This window comes from Butyrivibrio sp. NC2002, assembly GCF_000702265.1.
Classification (GTDB): domain Bacteria; phylum Bacillota; class Clostridia; order Lachnospirales; family Lachnospiraceae; genus Butyrivibrio.
Genome location: NZ_JNKZ01000004.1, coordinates 174,352 through 190,382, shown reverse-complemented (window position 1 = coordinate 190,382; position 16,031 = coordinate 174,352). Strand labels below are relative to the sequence as shown.

The 16,031-nt window shown below is 40.5% G+C and carries 22 protein-coding genes and 1 pseudogene; 21 read left to right on the top strand and 2 right to left on the bottom strand.

The features are described 5' to 3' along the window. The first annotated feature begins 17 nt into the window (after positions 1-17). From T543_RS00780 to T543_RS00730, 11 genes are all read left to right on the top strand, one after another. The gene (locus T543_RS00780; protein WP_035764750.1) at positions 18-1,115 is read left to right on the top strand and encodes a macro domain-containing protein; all 1,098 of its coding nucleotides are present in this window, start codon (positions 18-20) and stop codon (positions 1,113-1,115) included. Positions 1,116-1,378: 263 nt separating this feature from the next. Beyond that, a complete protein-coding gene (locus tag T543_RS00775; RefSeq protein ID WP_035764749.1) occupies positions 1,379-2,059 on the top strand; it encodes a vWA domain-containing protein in 681 nt (226 codons plus the stop codon). Between the two features lie 107 nt (positions 2,060-2,166). Beyond that, a complete protein-coding gene (locus T543_RS00770) occupies positions 2,167-2,460 on the top strand; it encodes a type II toxin-antitoxin system RelB/DinJ family antitoxin (protein ID WP_051638436.1) in 294 nt (97 codons plus the stop codon). Continuing rightward, positions 2,457-2,747 (top strand): type II toxin-antitoxin system YafQ family toxin, encoded by a 291-nt coding sequence (locus T543_RS00765; RefSeq protein WP_035764747.1) that lies wholly within the window; start codon positions 2,457-2,459, stop codon positions 2,745-2,747. The genes T543_RS00770 and T543_RS00765 overlap by 4 nt, the downstream gene beginning before the upstream one ends. A gap of 206 nt (positions 2,748-2,953) precedes the next feature. Continuing rightward, positions 2,954-3,616 (top strand): DUF998 domain-containing protein, encoded by a 663-nt coding sequence (locus T543_RS14900; RefSeq protein ID WP_051638435.1) that lies wholly within the window; start codon positions 2,954-2,956, stop codon positions 3,614-3,616. Between the two features lie 78 nt (positions 3,617-3,694). After that, positions 3,695-4,105 (top strand): peptide deformylase, encoded by a 411-nt coding sequence (locus T543_RS00755; RefSeq protein WP_035764745.1) that lies wholly within the window; start codon positions 3,695-3,697, stop codon positions 4,103-4,105. Beyond that, positions 4,105-4,722, top strand: a complete 618-nt coding sequence (locus T543_RS00750) for a sce7726 family protein (protein WP_242839427.1) — start codon at positions 4,105-4,107, stop codon at positions 4,720-4,722. The genes T543_RS00755 and T543_RS00750 overlap by 1 nt, the downstream gene beginning before the upstream one ends. Before the next feature lie 41 nt (positions 4,723-4,763). Further along, a complete protein-coding gene (locus tag T543_RS00745; protein ID WP_035764744.1) occupies positions 4,764-5,444 on the top strand; it encodes an MBL fold metallo-hydrolase in 681 nt (226 codons plus the stop codon). Positions 5,445-5,906: 462 nt separating this feature from the next. Continuing rightward, entirely contained in the window at positions 5,907-6,248 is a 342-nt protein-coding gene (locus T543_RS00740; RefSeq protein WP_035764742.1) for an arsenate reductase family protein, read from the top strand. A gap of 36 nt (positions 6,249-6,284) precedes the next feature. After that, entirely contained in the window at positions 6,285-6,698 is a 414-nt protein-coding gene (locus T543_RS00735) for a (deoxy)nucleoside triphosphate pyrophosphohydrolase (protein ID WP_035764740.1), read from the top strand. A gap of 99 nt (positions 6,699-6,797) precedes the next feature. Then, complete coding sequence (locus T543_RS00730) at positions 6,798-7,142, top strand: phenylpyruvate tautomerase MIF-related protein (RefSeq protein WP_035764735.1); 345 nt, start codon at positions 6,798-6,800, stop codon at positions 7,140-7,142. A 94-nt stretch (positions 7,143-7,236) separates the two neighbouring features. Here the strand turns inward: T543_RS00730 and T543_RS00725 are convergent, their stop codons facing one another. Next, positions 7,237-7,713 carry a pyridoxamine 5'-phosphate oxidase family protein gene (locus tag T543_RS00725; protein WP_035764721.1) on the bottom strand — a complete coding sequence of 159 codons (477 nt, stop codon included), beginning with the start codon at positions 7,711-7,713 and terminating at the stop codon, positions 7,237-7,239. Between the two features lie 12 nt (positions 7,714-7,725). After that, the gene (locus T543_RS00720; RefSeq protein WP_035764718.1) at positions 7,726-8,046 is read right to left on the bottom strand and encodes a DMT family transporter; all 321 of its coding nucleotides are present in this window, start codon (positions 8,044-8,046) and stop codon (positions 7,726-7,728) included. Positions 8,047-8,254: 208 nt separating this feature from the next. Between T543_RS00720 and T543_RS00715 the strand changes: the two genes are divergently transcribed. From T543_RS00715 to larE, 10 genes and pseudogenes are all read left to right on the top strand, one after another. After that, on the top strand, positions 8,255-8,959 hold the full coding sequence (locus tag T543_RS00715) for an AlkZ-related protein (protein ID WP_035764715.1): 705 nt from the start codon (positions 8,255-8,257) through the stop codon (positions 8,957-8,959). A gap of 121 nt (positions 8,960-9,080) precedes the next feature. Then, entirely contained in the window at positions 9,081-9,845 is a 765-nt protein-coding gene (locus T543_RS00710) for a zinc ribbon domain-containing protein (RefSeq protein WP_035764712.1), read from the top strand. A 726-nt stretch (positions 9,846-10,571) separates the two neighbouring features. After that, positions 10,572-11,435 (top strand): AAA family ATPase, encoded by an 864-nt coding sequence (locus T543_RS00705; protein ID WP_035764710.1) that lies wholly within the window; start codon positions 10,572-10,574, stop codon positions 11,433-11,435. A 26-nt stretch (positions 11,436-11,461) separates the two neighbouring features. Continuing rightward, positions 11,462-12,136: a hypothetical protein gene (locus tag T543_RS00700; protein ID WP_035764707.1), complete on the top strand. Its 675-nt coding sequence runs from the start codon at positions 11,462-11,464 to the stop codon at positions 12,134-12,136. A gap of 83 nt (positions 12,137-12,219) precedes the next feature. Next, positions 12,220-12,555 (top strand): hypothetical protein, encoded by a 336-nt coding sequence (locus tag T543_RS00695; RefSeq protein WP_035764704.1) that lies wholly within the window; start codon positions 12,220-12,222, stop codon positions 12,553-12,555. A gap of 118 nt (positions 12,556-12,673) precedes the next feature. After that, positions 12,674-13,003: pseudogene (locus T543_RS16510) on the top strand (SprT-like domain-containing protein); the annotation flags it as partial. Positions 13,004-13,204: 201 nt separating this feature from the next. Next, positions 13,205-13,378: a hypothetical protein gene (locus T543_RS16505; protein ID WP_035765759.1), complete on the top strand. Its 174-nt coding sequence runs from the start codon at positions 13,205-13,207 to the stop codon at positions 13,376-13,378. Between the two features lie 526 nt (positions 13,379-13,904). Next, positions 13,905-14,738, top strand: a complete 834-nt coding sequence (locus T543_RS00675; RefSeq protein ID WP_035764700.1) for a YitT family protein — start codon at positions 13,905-13,907, stop codon at positions 14,736-14,738. Positions 14,739-14,807: 69 nt separating this feature from the next. Further along, on the top strand, positions 14,808-15,095 hold the full coding sequence (locus tag T543_RS00670) for a hypothetical protein (protein WP_035764699.1): 288 nt from the start codon (positions 14,808-14,810) through the stop codon (positions 15,093-15,095). Positions 15,096-15,128: 33 nt separating this feature from the next. Next, positions 15,129-15,998 (top strand): ATP-dependent sacrificial sulfur transferase LarE, encoded by an 870-nt coding sequence (gene larE, locus T543_RS00665; RefSeq protein ID WP_081829871.1) that lies wholly within the window; start codon positions 15,129-15,131, stop codon positions 15,996-15,998. The last annotated feature ends 33 nt before the right edge of the window (positions 15,999-16,031 follow it).

Genomic DNA, 16,031 nt, shown 5'->3' with positions numbered 1-16,031 from the left:
AGTAGGGGTGAAAATCTATGCCATTTCAGATTATTCGTAATGACATAACAAAAGTTAAGGCAGATGCCATTGTTAATACTGCAAATCCTGATGTTGCAATAGGGGATGGTGTGGACTCTGCCATATATAAGGCTGCCGGTGAGGACAGACTCCTTGCTGCCAGAAAGAAGATAGGAGTGCTCGAGCCCGGTGATGTGGGGATCACACCGGCTTTTGACCTGAATGCCAAATTCATTATTCATGCGAGTGGTCCTTGGTGGGATGGAGGAGACTATGGAGAGGAGAAACTCCTTAGGCAGTGCTATGATAAGGCACTTTTACTGGCTTTTGAGAATGGATGTAAGTCGATAGCTTTTCCGCTTCTTGCCACAGGGACGTATGGATTTCCCAAGGAGCTTGGAATACAGATAGCGGTTGATGCTTTTACAGATTTTCTGAAGGAACATGAGATGGAGATAACTCTTGTTGTGTTCGGAGGGTATGCCTATCATGTGTCCGGTAAGATATTTGATGATGTGCAGAGCTTTGTTGATGAGGAATATGTCACCATGGCTCTTAATGACGAATATCAAAGGGACGGAATTCCTAAAGATAGTTTGATGTTTCTTCAAAAGGCAGAAGCTTTTCCCTGCGAGGCAGATGAGGATTCAGAGCTAGAGGAAGATGAAGAGTTTATAACAGAAGAGGAGGATGAAGAATTATACTCTTCCGAGGAGCTGGGTGCTTCTGTAGCAGAGAAGACACAGTCTTTGGATGAAGCATTAAAAGAAATGTATACGGATTCATTTGAAAAACACCTGCAACAGCTGATCAACAAGAAGGGGCTTAAGAATTCAGAGATATATACGGCAGCAAATATTTCAAAGCAGTATTTTTCAAAGCTTCTTAAAGGGCAGGTGAAGCCTTCAAAAGAAAAAGTCCTCTGCCTGGCTGTAGGACTTAGGCTAAATCTTGATGAGACGGTGGATTTTTTAAGACTTGCAGGATATGCTTTTTCACCGATTTCGCAGACGGATGTTGTGGTCAAATATTTTATAATCCACAAGGACTACAGTGTTATGAAAATAGATATTACATTGTTTGATTACGGACTGGCTCCGCTGTCAAACGGATGATATGAATGGTCGCCTTCGGGTTGACCATTTTTATTTGACTTCATTGTAACATGGCATTATCAGATAGAGCTCCGAGGCAGACGAAGCAGCACTCGGCTGGCATGCAAGCTGGGTGCGACGGATGAATATGAGATGAGGATGCCGGAGCGAAGGGTAATTGTGTTTCATGACGGTAGTGTAAAGCAAGTTATGAAAACATTAGACCGTCCTAAGGAATCCACCGCAAGCGGTACCCCCTTAGGACCAGATATGGAGGTGTCAAAATGAGTAAGGGATATACAGAAATCGTTTATATACTGGACAGAAGCGGATCAATGGGCGGTTTGGAGCTTGATACGATAGGCGGCTTTAATGCCATGATAAAAAAGCAGCGTGCGACCGGTGAAAAGGCATATGTATCAACAATCCTTTTTGATGATGTTACTGAGGTGCTTCATAATAGGGTGGATATCAGGGAAGTGAAAGATATCACTCCGGATGATTACTATGTAAGAGGTTGCACAGCACTTCTTGATGCAGTTGGCGGAGCAATCAGGCATACGGTAAATGCGCACAGACATGCGCCTGAGGATGAAAGGCCTGATAAAACTATTTTCATAATAACAACTGACGGCATGGAGAATGCCAGCAGCAGGTATTCGTATGGACAGATAAAGAAGATGATCCGGCATGAGCAGAAGAAGTATGGATGGCAGTTTATTTTCATAGGTGCAAATATCGATTCCTACGCTGAGGCTCAGCGCTTCGGTATAAAAAAGGAAAGAGCCGTCAACTATATGCATGATTCTGTGGGAACTGCAAATCTGTATGCCGGTGTTTCGGAGGCAGTTTGTTCTGTGATGATGGCGGAGAGTGCAATGGATGCCGAGAAAGAGCTTAATTGCTGTGATTGGGATGCTGAGATTCGCAAGGATTATGCAAAACGCAGCGGCAAGCGAAGATGATGCGATGAGCCTTAAACCAGTAAATCTGACTTTTTTATTAAATGTAAAACATTGTATTGCAAATGTGATACATGGTGGTATCATTATCTTAAGAGGAGGTGATATTTATGGCGGCTACGCTGGTTAAAGATACAAATTTCAACATGAGAATGAACAAACAAAAGAAAACAAGTCTTGAAGAGCTTTATGGGAACCTTGGCATGACACTTGCCGAAGCAGTTAACATATTTTTTGAGAAGTCCCTCATGGAAGGCGGTATACCATTTGATGTAAGGATTCCTAAGTATAACAAAGAAACGATTGCTGCGATAAATGAAGCAAAAGATATTATGGCAGGAAAGGTGGAGGCTAAATCATATGGTTCTGCAAGAGAGCTGTTTGATGAGCTTGATGCAGAATGAATGTATATAAATACACCCTAAAGCATACTACAAGGTTCAAAAAAGATTACAAACTCGCCAAAAAACGTGGTTTAGATTTGAGATTGCTTGAGTATATCATTGATGAACTGCTCCAGGGACATACACTGGATGCAAAATATCTGGATCATCCTTTGTATGGCGATTACGAGGGATTTAACGAGTGTCACATACAACCAGACTGGCTACTGATTTATGGCAAAGATGAAGGTAATCTAGTTCTTACTGCCGTTCGTACCGGAACACACGCTGATCTGTTCAAGAAGTAAGACCACATTGAGGCTACGTCATAATGTTCGTAGCCTCCCTTCATACAGCAACTCGATTTTATGGGAATTTACATAGATGATACTTCGATTGTCTCATATAGCGTCGAAGTATTTTTTTGCATATAATTAGAATGATTGAAATCATATGAAGATAGTAATGACAAAATCCTTGCGATCGGTGAGGAAACACTTAAGGAGAGAGATACGTGGAGGAAGCTATAGAGATGCAACCAAATATGAAAAGGCAGATGAGGATATGGGTTCTGATATCAGGATTATTGTCAGTTGTTTTTTACATCATGCATGATGTTGTTGGAGCACTTTACTATCCGGGCTATGACCGTATGACCCAGGCGGTGAGCGATCTTACTGCTGTGGATGCTCCGTCGCGTATAGTGGCAGGCGGATATACATCCGTGTATGGGATATTTACCGGGATTTGTTGTGCTTTCTTATGCATCTTGGCTGGCAGATCGAATAAAGTTTTTCGGCTTGGAATATACCTTTTCACTGCAATGAATGCAGTATCTGCAATAGGATATTCACTATTCCCTTTAACAGGGAGTGGATATGACGGGAGTTTTCAGTCGTTTGTTCATGTTTATGTTGTAACCGTACTGGTTGTACTATTGTCAATTGTTTCACTGATAGTGATAGCTATCGGGTGTTTTAGGGAAGGTAGAAAGGTGCTTGGGTGTCTTGCTCTATTGGCGCTTGCTTGTATGTTTTTGGGAGCAGCAGGAAGCGGAGCCCTTCCTAAGAGTGTGTTTGGCATTGTAGAAAGGTTTAGTACTTACAGTGCGGTTGTCTTTACCGGAGTTCTTGGTATAGCGGCATATAAAGATTCTGATAGTAAAGGAGAAAAGTAGATGTTTTTTTATTATGGGAATTACAGATGGCAGGAAAGATTTTGATTTTTGCCAGAAATGTGGAACGGGGTTTTAGAAATGGTAAAAACGATTGTTAGAGATCAATTCTTTTTACAACAGAAGTCAGAGCCTGCAACCAATGCAGATAAGCAGGTTGTAGAAGATCTTTTAGATACATTAAGAGCAAATCAGGACAGGTGTGTAGGCATGGCTGCGAACATGATCGGTGTGAAGAAGCAGATCATTGTGGTGGCTATGGGCCCCTTCATTTTTCCAATGATAAACCCGGTAATAACCAAGAAGACCGGAGAGTATCAGACAGAGGAGAGCTGCCTGTCTCTTGATGGAGTAAGGCCGTGCACCAGGTATAAAGAGATTGAGGTGGATTACCTGGATCAGGACTTTCAGCCAAAGCATGGGAAATACAACGGCTTTACGGCACAGATAATCCAGCATGAAATCGATCATTTTTCAGGGGTGCTTATTTGATGGTGATGATGAAGAAGGACGTATTTTATGACAAGGATATTCGGGAGCCGTTGTTTGACTTCCTTGAAGATTCATTTGGAAAAGTGCGGATCCTTGAGGAGAAAAGAACCGGCAGTGCCAGGGCAGATGTTGTCATGATCACTCCGGATTATCTGTACGGCATAGAGATCAAAAGCGATGCTGATACATATGCCAGGCTTGAGAAACAGGTCAAAAACTACAACTGGTATTATGACCGCAACATCATTGTGGTGGGTTCATCACATGCAGCTCATGTAAAGGAGCATGTTCCTGACTGGTGGGGCGTTATCACAGTTGAAGCTGATGAGAACGGTGCGCCGGATTTTTATGTCATGAGGCATGCCGATGTAAATCCCAGAGTTAAAGATAAGAGGAAGATCTCTATCCTGTGGAGGACAGAGTTGAACCATCTTTTAGAGAAAAATGATCTTCCCAAATATAAAAACAAGAGCAAACTGTTTGTTCAGGAAAAGCTACTTGAAAAAGTGCCAGGTGAAATTCTCTGGAAGCAGGTATATGAGGAATTGTTTGAGAGAGACTATAACACTATAGCGGAAGAAATTGAGACGTACAGAATGAGCCGGCGAAAAGAATAGAGAGGAAACTATAACCGGGGTAGAAAAGTAAAGGGATAAAAATGAGTTGGGAAAAGATTGATGAGAGTACATATCAGTACGATGAAGGAGGAGTGAGGTTTTTTCTTTTGATGGGTAAGAAGGAAGCTCTGCTGATTGACAGTGGGATGCAGACGCATAATGCAAAGGAGCTCGTAAAGGAGCTTACAGATCTTCCTGTCAGGCTTTTTAATACGCATGCGGATGTAGATCATGTTGGCAGCAATGAAGAGTTTGATGAAGTGATGATGAACCTTGCAGAGCTTGTGAACTATAAGTTGCCACATCCTTCACAGAAGATAATACCTGTATATGACGGGGATGTGATTGATCTTGGAGAACGAGAGCTTCTGGCAATAGCACTCCCTGGACATACACCGGGAAGCACAGCTCTTTTGGATAAAAACAGCGGAATGCTCTTTAGTGGTGATCCGATACAGGATGGGCATATCTTCATGTTTGGTGAGATGAGGGATTTGAGTGCATACATCCATAGTCTCAGGAGACTGGATAAATACAAGGATGACATTAAAGGGATCTATGCCAATCATGGAACACTTCCGGTGGATTATTCTATTGTGCCAAAACTCATTGAAGGGGCACTGCAGGTTGAAAGAGGAGAGATTGTTCCTACTGAAGCGGATAGGTTTGGAAAGACTGTCCATGTGTATGATGTAGGGGTAGCATCATTTCTGTGCGATTAAGGAGGGAGAAGATAATTCTTGCCTTTGCTTTTGTCATTACTAAAAAATGCGTAAATCGTCAAAAAATAGTAGTATCTGATTGACACACATAAATTTATAGGCTTTGTAATTATGGGAATGAAATACTTTTTAATGAATAAAGATAGCCTGGATTTTTAAAGAAACAATTGGGGAAATAGCTTAATGACCTTAGTAAGGCGATTTGTATGTTCTACGTGAGGTATATGAGCTTTTTCCTGCTTTTACGCGTAGTTTTGAATCAATTTGACTACATTTTACGTGAGTCTTTACTTTATTTGCTACTGCCTTCACGTAGGCTAAGCATATTTTGGTACTAATCCTACGCGCAAAGGGATGCTTTTTAGGAGGACCTCACGTAGGAACCCACCGTAAGCGGTCCCAATTAGGTCGAAAGTATGAGGTATTGAGAATGGATAAAATATTTGATTTAGGGGATGAAAGATGAATATACAAATATTTGGCACCAAGAAGTGCAATGATACAAAGAAAGCTGAGCGATTCTTCAAGGAGCGCGGCATAAAATATCAGTTCATTGATATGAAGGAAAAAGGCATGAGTAAGGGAGAGATGACCTCTGTTGCTAGTGCTAATGGAGGCATCATGAACATGATAAATTCTGATGCAAAGGATAAAGATGCCGTTGCACTTATTCAGTACATTGCTGATGAAGATAAACTGGAAAAGCTATTAGAGAATCAGCAGATAATAAAGACGCCTGTTGTTAGAAATGGCAAGCAGTCCACACTGGGATATCAGCCTGATGTGTGGAAGAACTGGGAATAATGATAAAAACAGACCTCTGGAATCGGAAGTAAAAAAATGAAATCAGTAAATGTAGTAGCAGCAGTAATATGCGACAAATATGAGGAAAAGACAAAGATATTTGCAACCCAGCGAGGTTATGGGGAATATAAGGATGGCTGGGAATTTCCCGGAGGAAAGATAGAAGAAGGTGAATCACCGGAGCAGGCATTGGTTCGTGAAATAGAAGAGGAGCTTGATGCAAAGATCGAGGTTCATGACCTTATTGATGTCATAGATTATGATTATGAGACTTTTCATCTTCATATGAACTGTTACTGGGCGACAGTAGCTGAAGGGGAGTTAAAGCTGTTGGAACATGAGGCGGCAAAGTGGCTTGATATCTGTAGCCTTAGGAGTGTCAACTGGCTTCCTGCTGACCTGATACTTATTCCTAAGATCTCTGCAGCAATGGCTGATAAGAATGAGTAGTACTAAAATGAGAATGCAGATTCATTTTTTTCGGAAGACCGGCTTCCCGGTATTATGAATAAAGTTAAGAAACTTAGATTATAAGAAGGAGGAAATAACATGCCATTTATTTCAACAAAGACAAATGTAACAGTATCAAAGGAGAAAGAGACTCTGATAAAGGAGCGCCTTGGAGAGGCTATATCGATAATCCCGGGAAAGAGTGAGAACTGGCTCATGCTCGCAATCGAGGGTGGTGTTCCTATGTATTTTAGAGGCGATGATTCTCAGCCCACTGCATTCATTGAGGTTAAGATTTATGGAGGTGCTTCTTCAGACACATACGCAAAGGTGACAAAAGAACTGACAGGAATTTATGGGGATATCCTGGGAATTGCACCTGACCACATATACATCTGTTATTTTGGAACGGAAGACTGGGGATGGAATGGAAGCAATTTCTGATACGCCCCAAAATGGCTTGTTAAAGAAGTGCTGTATGTTGTCTACGCGAGGCAAATGACCTCACGTAGGAACAAAAATTGAAGCAAAATGGAATCTATGATTCATTGACAAGTTTCCCTGTCATGTGTTCCGGAGTCAGTTCAAGACACTGGACCCGTGGCAGGGCATTTTTTAGCTCTTTCTGAAGGTATTCCTCATCATCGGTAAACTTTCGGCATAGGTGGGTGCAGATTTCTTTTGCCTTCTCGGGATCCTCAACCAGCTTCATACGACCAAAGATGATGACACTATTGATGTTGAGTGCCCACTCGCCTTCTTTGCGATATCCTTCATCATAAACACAGTAGCTTACCTTGTCACAAGCCTTTATGGAATCAAGCTTATGGCCCTCCTTGGCACCATGGAAGTAGAGCTTGCCGTCTTCCTCACAGTACCAGTGATCCATCGGCATGCCATATGGGTAGCCGTCTTCTCCAAGAACTGATAAAACGCCTCTGGGTTCATTTTTCAAAATTTCTATGCACTTTTCCTCAGATATCTGCTGAGCGAATCTTCTCATTTTTCTGAACATATCTTTATAACCTCATTCTTTCGCAAGTAATTTGAGACCAATAATTCCAACTAAAATAAGGATAACACATATTGCTTGAGGGATTGACAGTTTTTCCTGGAAAAGGAAAACTCCAAGAAGCGAAGTCCCGACAATTCCCATCCCAGTCCACATGGCATAAGCCGTGCCAAGAGGCAGGTTCCTGAGCGCCAATGACAAGAAGATGGCACTGGCTATGTAGCCCACAACTGTAATTACAGATGGAAAAAGAACTGTGAAACCATTTGAATATTTCATGGCGATCGCCCAGCCTACTTCAAAAAGACCGGCTAGTAACAAAATGATCCACTGCATTATAAAACCTCCGTATAATAAAAATCGCCATTTCCCTATCTGCTAAGACCTAACGATAGAGAAATGACGTTGTCCCAGTTACTCGGTAGCAACTGGCGTCTTTCGAATCTAGTTAAATATTATTGTAATCCAGACACGTTTTTTGTCAAATAATATATAATGAGCTTATTAAGAACGTAGTATCAAAGGAATGAAGTAAGGCGGGGATATGATTATTGACGAAATCAGAAAGAGAAGTGATCTAGTAGACCTTGTTAATGAAATAGGATTTTTGCCATTTTTTTCCTGTAGGATAGAAGGATTTTCACTTGAGGAAAATGTTTCGTACGAAGCATGGTACCAGGGACGATGGAAGGGCAGAGTCCATTGGGATGCCTGGGATTGGAAGGGAGAAGTCCTAAGAGAAAAGGAGCTTGTCTACGGCAAGTTTTTTGAGAAAAAGGCAGGCTTTATCAGCATGAAACTATGGCCTGATTTCTGCAACTACAGGCGTGATGGTTATGACTTTGATGCGAGGTTTGATGATGGGATTGCCGCTTACAAGGATAAGGGAGTTGTAGATTTCATTAACGGGTCGGGGGCAACGCTTACCAGAGAGATCAAGAACGGCCTTAACTATAAAAAAGGTGGCAATAAGGGCTTTGAGACAGTAATCACCAGACTTCAGATGCAGACTTATGTTGTGCCGGTAGATTACGAATACAGCAAGCGTAAGAGCGGTGATGAATATGGATGGGGCAACTGCCGATATGATATAGCTGAAAACTACAGGGGTGATAAGCTGTGTAGGTCAGCCTATAAGAGAAGCCCTGAGGAATCATTGGACAGGATAATAAAGCATATACGGAAGGCTTTGCCACGGATGGACGAGGATGAACTTCGCACGCTGCTTGGGTGTAAAAAGAAGTGGTGAAATAATAACGATACCGGGTTACAGCGAGGCTTTTGCAAATTATTGCAAGAACAGAAGCAACAACAAGTTGCGTGTATTATGAATAACTCCGTATTAGAATAATAGTAGAGGAGGGATTCATATGAATACGAAAGACGTTTTATTTGAGCTTAGAGCAAAGAATAATATGTCTCAGGATGATCTGGCTGAAAAGGTCTTCGTGACTCGTCAGGCTGTTTCACGATGGGAAAATGGAGATACAGTCCCGAACACTGAGACGTTAAAACTTTTGTCTAACCTTTACGATGTTTCTATAAACACATTACTTGGCTCACCGCATAAAATGATATGTCAGTGCTGTGGAATGCCGCTTGATGATTCAATTATCGGAAGAAACAAAGACGGATCTCTTAATGAGGATTACTGTAAATGGTGCTATGCAGATGGAACCTATACATACAGCGACATGGATAATCTCATAGAAGTATGCATTCCTAACATGGTTAATGAGAACTTTACCGAGGATCAGGCACGTGAATATCTGAAGCAGGAACTCCCTAAACTGGAGTATTGGAAAAGGTACGAAGAACTCAGTGATGATGGGCAGTTTGAAGCTTTTAAGAAACAGCTGATAGAAGAGATCAATGATCTTCATATTGAAGGTTTGCCAAGGGTAGAAAAGCTCAATGCGCTGGTAGGCAGTTATGTTAATCTTGAATATCCATTACCAAGCGGAGCAAAGGTGAAATTCCTGGACGACAATGTAACATATCTTGGAAACCAGCTTGAGTCAGAGTTTGGCGGAGACAGATGTTTTGGGATCCTTGCAAATATGGATTTTATTTTAATATGCACATATGAGGCAGAGGGCGCAAATCCGGAACTTGTTCTGTATAAGAAAAGATAAGGCTTTATTTGCATGAATAACCTCTATTCCAAAATGAGATAGAAGTATGGAAATAAGACGATGAGGAAAATTTTTCTTCATCGTTTTATTTTTTTACAAGTATAAGGATCAGTAACTATTCACAGTCATTGTCATTTAGATAAGAATTGTCCAATGCAGGTTCAATGCAAACATCTACGTGACACAGCTTTATCTTTTAGACTATTATCAGGTAGTTTCGCAATGATATTTCAGCCACTCTACGCGATACCACCTTTTAAAAGACCTTTCCTCGCGTAATTCGTCTAAATATTTCAGCCACTCTACGCGATACCACCCTTTAAGAAAACCTATCCTCACGTAATTTGTCTAAATATCTGCTTATTTCTACGTGAACTGCAATAAATTAAGAGTAGCATGTCACGTAGACGCTATAAATTCAAAGATATGACGATCATTTATGTTTTTTATACTGCGGAGGGGACAACAGGGCGACAGGCCAGGGAATGAGCTGGCTGCCTGAAAAACCGTGAATAGATAATGGAATCTGGTGATTCATGTAGTACTGGATTCCATTTTTTACTATAATTGAATGAGTGAAAAATGAGTGGGGAATCAGATATTTGGAGGAGCTATTATGAAGTTTGAATGGAAATGAAAAGCACTGCTATGGTTTTTTAGGAAGAGGATGAAAGAAAAATGAAAATAGATGAGATCATTGAAATAGTAATTGGAAAAATATAGAAGATGCGATATATAGATTCGTTTCATTTCCCGGGAGTGGAAGCTGAAGAACAGTTTGTTAATGACATAAGAAGAACGTGCTATGCATCCTTTTACCCGTTTGGCGTGTTTGCTGAGAATCTGCTGCGAGAATTATCTTTTTCAGAGATAACGATTCTGTATGGAAACAATGGATCAGGAAAAAGCACTGCACTGAATATTATGGCAGAGAAACTTAAGGCGGAGAGGGATACATTATTTAACAGAAGTAGTTTCTTTGGGGATTACATAGGTATGTGTGATTATGAGATGACATATGAGGGAAGCCCTAAAGAGATCAGAATGATAACCAGTGATGATGTGTTTGATTTCATGCTTAACCTAAGAGCACTCAACGATGGTGTTGATCGTAAAAGAGAGCAGGTTTTTGATGAATGGATTGAGAATAAGCATTCAAAGTTTCAGATGAGGTCACTGGACGATTATGAGCAGCTTAAGAAAATTGTAGATGCAAGATCCAAAACGCAGTCAAAATATGTAAGAGATGCTATTGGAAATAACATCATTGAGCATAGTAATGGAGAAAGTGCTCTGCAGTATTTTTCTGAGAAGATAAAAGACAATGGATTGTATTTGCTGGATGAGCCTGAAAACTCGCTCTCACCTCAGAGGCAGCTTGAACTGCTAGAGTTCATCCAGAATTCATCCAGATTCTTTGGATGTCAGTTCATAATAGCTACGCATTCACCGTTTTTGCTATCACTTAAAGGGGCGAGGATTTATGATCTGGATGAATGCCCGGTTGATATCAAGAAGTGGACAGATCTTGAGGGAGTAAGGACATATTTTGACTTTTTTGAAAATCATAAAGGGGAATTACTGTCATAAAGTAATGGACTAAGAGGTTAATAGATATGAGTAAATTAAAGATCTGCCTTAGGCATATCTCGGAAGTGTTTTTATATGAATATTACTGCCTTGGTAAGGATGAATATGAAATATCCGGAGAAGATACACTGACTCCCCATAAGGAGAAGGCAAAAGAACTGTTACTTGCCGGAAATTATTCCGGTGCGCAAAAGGAGTACCTTGATGCGCACTTTGACAATCCTGTGGACATGGAAGCAATCCTTGGAGTAATCCATTGCTGTAAGCAGCTTGGCGATGTTGAAGGTGAATATTCCTATACTACAGAATCCTATAATTACTGCTGTACAAGGGCAGAGCTTGCGGCTTATTACAGAAACCTTGGATGGTATTATCTGGAAAAGTATGAGCCGGAGATTTCTGCCGCTTGTTACCTCTATAGCAAATATTTTGAAGAATCCAAGCAGGCTGATGCTGAACTGGAATTCCTTAAAAAGGCTGTTGGCAGAGATATTTCAAATAAGGACCTGCCTCAGATACAGAAGATCCTTGGGGATAATAAGATCCCAACAGAGGCCAACTCCGTAACACTTGCGCTGTTGTATAAGGCAGCAGAAGAAGCTGCCAATACAGGCGACAAGGAGCAGGCCCTTGATTGCTATAGGATGGTCTATGATCTAACTGCTGATGACGAGGTTGGAAAAAGAATTCAAGAAATATAGTAAACCCCAAAAACACCCACGGAAATTGATCCGTGGGTGTTATAATATTTAAATAAAAACGTAATTAAGAGGATGATCAGATTATGAAATTCTTTGTTACAAATGATGAACGCAAAGGGACCTGCTATCATGAGTTTTTTTCAGGAAGCTGGGATGAGCAGTCATTCTGGAATGATGAGTCCATATATCTTGATGATGATATTCTTATTATGAATTTGGGATTCTACGAAGCATTAAAGAATGCAGTTCCGACATATGATAGGTATCATGGAACTGCATTTTCCATGGAAGACTGGGAAAATGTAAGAAAATACATTCCCGATTCTGATATAACGAGTCTTGAGTTATATGCAGAAGCTGATGTATGGGTACAGGAAAACTTTAAGAGGGAAAACAGGTTTACGATCATAGGCATCTAATGTGGCTGATACAATATGAATAATGAACCTTCTTGTTGAGGAAAGTGATAAATGGAAAAGGGAGCCTGACAAAGGCTCGCTACCGTGGGGAATAAGTATATTGAAATAATAGCGGAATATGGTAGGAATTATTACAATGATGAAGGATTTTGAAAGACTCAAGAAGGAGTGTATGGAAGAGGTTGCTGATATAGGGATTGAGATAGGGAATATTAAGGAATGGAAGATCAATACCAGGGCACGAAGTATGTGGGGACAGTGCAAAAAGAATACTGACGGGACATATTCAATACAAATTGCTGACAGACTTCTTAGAGATGATCGGATTTCGGAAAAGGCCTGCAAAGAAACTATGATCCATGAGCTTTTGCATACCTGTAAAGAAGGGATGAAGCATACAGGCAAATGGAAAGTCTATGCCAGGGAAATGAATGAAGAATACGGATACAATATAAAAAGGACGACCAGTGGCAATGAAAAGGGTATAGAGAATTACAAACCAAAGAGTCTGGCGGTAAAGTACGTTTTTACATGCGGTGGATGTGGAGCAACAATCTACCGAAAACGAATGAGCAAGTTTACAAAATACTACAGAAATTATCGCTGTACCAGATGCGGGGCAGTAGATTGGAGAAGAAAGAGGCAAAATATGGAAACATGGTATTACACAGTAGTAAGTATTGATGGCGATTATGCTAATTTAAAGAGAACTGACATTGAATCAGAAGATCTAAAGCTCGTTGCCAGAGCCCTTCTACCTGAGGGAATCAGAGAAGGCACACAGCTAAAATATGAGCTCATGCAATATTCTATTTTGGATTGATCACAGATATTCTGATCATATAAAGAACAAAAAAGAGAAGGCTGCTAAAAAGGCTAATATCATTGAGATAGATATTATGCCGGCGGCTTTCTCTTTAACTGTTTCTATATCGAAATAACGGTTGTTGATCCGAACTGCATCCACGATCCTGGGAGCAGTTTTTTCCAAATATGTTTTGCCTGTAGAACAATTTCCCCGCATAGTAAAACCTCCCTTGAACTACAAGATATTGTATTTGTTATTTGAAAGTATACTACATATACATAAAATCTTTATAAACTGTATGGGAAAAATTTATTATTTTTGAATTCTTGCCGGCGATTTCTGTTTTACTGATAAAAAAGGAATTTATGCGTGGGGTTGATGGAAGAAGGATTGTGGATATAAGATGTGAAAAGAAAAATATAAGCAATATAGACTTAGGGAGGAACCATCATGACGAAGTCATGATTTGGAATGGTTCCGACCGATAGGGCAGGATTGCGGAGCAATCGTGCCAATACATAATATACGAGGAGCAAACTTTATGAAGAAAAAGCACGGAATTTTGTCTTATATTTTTATAATAATAGGGGCTATCATGGCGAGCTTTTCAGTAGCTTTGATACTGCTTCCAAACGATGCAATAGACTATGGAACAGCGGGTGTTGCCATCATTATAAGTAAACTGACGGGACTTCAACTCTCGTTATGTGTTTTGTTTGTTTTTCTGCCGTTTATAATTGCAGGCTATCTGTTTCTTGGAAAAAATTTCACGATAAAAGCTGCTGTGGGCTCAGTCGTTTATATGGTTGGACTGGAATTCTTTGAAGTAATTCCTTTTGAACTTAATACAGAACATTTTCTGGCGGTAGCTTTTGGCGGTGCGATCTTGGGAGCAGGACTTGCTCTTATCCTTAGAAATGGCGGATGCATAGATGGCTCGGAGATCCTTGCCAATATCATTGTAAAAAAGCTTTCGGATATAACCGGTCGCAACTATAGTCTGACACCGATACTTCTTGTCTTTAATGCCTGTGTATACATCACGGTCTTTGCTGTCATCGATGCAACTGCAGCGCTTCTTAGCCTGCTGGTATATGTAGTTGCAACTGCAGTTATCGATCACTATACCGATCACTTCGAAGCTATTAAGCAGGTGACTATAATAACGCAGGATCCGGACGGAATCATTAAGGATATAAAGGATAAACTCAATAAGACCTGTACCATTATGGATTCAAGGGGAGCAATTGCAGGAGAAAATAATACACTTATCTGCTATATAAGCTTTTTCGAGCTTCCTCTTATGAAAGAAATAATAACTACGCATTCGGGAAGCTTTAGTACAGTGTCTACAATAGATGAGATATTAAGATAGTGGTCCTGTTTGCAAAAGACAGCTGAGCAGGGTTATTATTGAGAAATAAAAAGTAGGGGGATAACCCAAATGACGATCGATCAGCTTCTCCAGAACGAAATTAACAAGTTATATGGATTTGAAAACGGAAAGAAAACGGGGAAGGTTTTGATTCCCGCATTTCTTGGAGATTTCAGGAAAGTCTTGGAAAAGGGCTCTGCCGGAGAAATTATTACAGAAGAATACATGACCGAGGATAAGCGGATGCATCTGTTTTTAAAAGGAATGCGGCGATTTGGAGCCAGGGGATACGAATTTGTTATAACTTCATGTGTCTGCAATGAAAATGAACTTCTAAAGACAGAACTAACATTATAAGCTGGGACTTAATTTTTTATTTGGGAGGTTTTAATGGAAGGAATAAAAGACAGGGCAGTAACTGATAATACAGAAAATGTTAAACCTACTGAAGTACAACTGAAAAAATATGATGACCTCATTGACCTGCTTAAGAGCTATGGGAGCGTAGCTATTGCGTTTTCAAGCGGGGTGGATTCGACATTTTTGCTGTATGCAGCTAAAGAAGCCTTGGGTGATAAGGTGATAGCTATAACAGCAAGATCCTGCTCTTTTCCCAAGAGAGAATCAAATGAGGCGGAAGCTTTTTGCAGGGAGCAAAAGATAAGGCATATATTTTTTGAATCTGAAGAATTGGAAATAGAGGGCTTTGCACAAAATCCGACCAACAGGTGCTATATCTGTAAACGCGAGCTGTTTGAAAATATAAAGAAAATGGCTAAACGCGAGAATATTGCAGAGGTTGCGGAAGGATCTAATCTGGATGATAACGGCGACTACCGGCCCGGACTTGTGGCCGTGGCAGAGCTTGGAATAAAGAGTCCTCTGCGAGAGGTGGGACTGACCAAAGACGACATAAGAGCATTGTCCAAATATCTTGGACTTCCGACCTGGGATAAGCAATCTTTTGCCTGTCTTTCCTCCAGATTTGTTTACGGCGAAACGATAACCAGAGAAAAGCTGGGAATGGTTGAAAAAGCCGAGCAGTTATTGCTTGACCTTGGATTTCATCAGGTGCGTGTACGTATTCATGGAACCATAGCTAGAATAGAGATAATGCCTAAGGAGTTTCCCAAACTCATTGAAGAGGAGGTTAGAAGTCGTATAACAGCTTCATTCAAAGAATTTGGTTTTTCATACGTAACCATGGATCTTATCGGATACAGAACAGGAAGCATGAACGAAACGATAAAGAGATTTTAGAATAAAAAGTTTCTTAAAATGCTATAAAATGAA

Excerpts from the sequence above, each read along its gene's own strand:
- T543_RS00780 (WP_035764750.1), top strand. The coding sequence starts at position 18 with ATGCCATTTCAGATTATTCGTAATGACATAACAAAAGTTAAGGCAGAT.
- T543_RS00775 (WP_035764749.1), top strand. The coding sequence starts at position 1,379 with ATGAGTAAGGGATATACAGAAATCGTTTATATACTGGACAGAAGCGGA.
- T543_RS00770 (WP_051638436.1), top strand. The coding sequence starts at position 2,167 with ATGGCGGCTACGCTGGTTAAAGATACAAATTTCAACATGAGAATGAAC.
- T543_RS00765 (WP_035764747.1), top strand. The coding sequence starts at position 2,457 with ATGAATGTATATAAATACACCCTAAAGCATACTACAAGGTTCAAAAAA.
- T543_RS00755 (WP_035764745.1), top strand. The coding sequence starts at position 3,695 with ATGGTAAAAACGATTGTTAGAGATCAATTCTTTTTACAACAGAAGTCA.
- T543_RS00750 (WP_242839427.1), top strand. The coding sequence starts at position 4,105 with ATGGTGATGATGAAGAAGGACGTATTTTATGACAAGGATATTCGGGAG.
- T543_RS00745 (WP_035764744.1), top strand. The coding sequence starts at position 4,764 with ATGAGTTGGGAAAAGATTGATGAGAGTACATATCAGTACGATGAAGGA.
- T543_RS00740 (WP_035764742.1), top strand. The coding sequence starts at position 5,907 with ATGAATATACAAATATTTGGCACCAAGAAGTGCAATGATACAAAGAAA.
- T543_RS00735 (WP_035764740.1), top strand. The coding sequence starts at position 6,285 with ATGAAATCAGTAAATGTAGTAGCAGCAGTAATATGCGACAAATATGAG.
- T543_RS00730 (WP_035764735.1), top strand. The coding sequence starts at position 6,798 with ATGCCATTTATTTCAACAAAGACAAATGTAACAGTATCAAAGGAGAAA.
- T543_RS00725 (WP_035764721.1), bottom strand. The coding sequence starts at position 7,713 with ATGTTCAGAAAAATGAGAAGATTCGCTCAGCAGATATCTGAGGAAAAG.
- T543_RS00720 (WP_035764718.1), bottom strand. The coding sequence starts at position 8,046 with ATGCAGTGGATCATTTTGTTACTAGCCGGTCTTTTTGAAGTAGGCTGG.
- T543_RS00715 (WP_035764715.1), top strand. The coding sequence starts at position 8,255 with ATGATTATTGACGAAATCAGAAAGAGAAGTGATCTAGTAGACCTTGTT.
- T543_RS00710 (WP_035764712.1), top strand. The coding sequence starts at position 9,081 with ATGAATACGAAAGACGTTTTATTTGAGCTTAGAGCAAAGAATAATATG.
- T543_RS00705 (WP_035764710.1), top strand. The coding sequence starts at position 10,572 with ATGCGATATATAGATTCGTTTCATTTCCCGGGAGTGGAAGCTGAAGAA.
- T543_RS00700 (WP_035764707.1), top strand. The coding sequence starts at position 11,462 with ATGAGTAAATTAAAGATCTGCCTTAGGCATATCTCGGAAGTGTTTTTA.
- T543_RS00695 (WP_035764704.1), top strand. The coding sequence starts at position 12,220 with ATGAAATTCTTTGTTACAAATGATGAACGCAAAGGGACCTGCTATCAT.
- T543_RS16505 (WP_035765759.1), top strand. The coding sequence starts at position 13,205 with ATGGAAACATGGTATTACACAGTAGTAAGTATTGATGGCGATTATGCT.
- T543_RS00675 (WP_035764700.1), top strand. The coding sequence starts at position 13,905 with ATGAAGAAAAAGCACGGAATTTTGTCTTATATTTTTATAATAATAGGG.
- T543_RS00670 (WP_035764699.1), top strand. The coding sequence starts at position 14,808 with ATGACGATCGATCAGCTTCTCCAGAACGAAATTAACAAGTTATATGGA.
- larE (WP_081829871.1), top strand. The coding sequence starts at position 15,129 with ATGGAAGGAATAAAAGACAGGGCAGTAACTGATAATACAGAAAATGTT.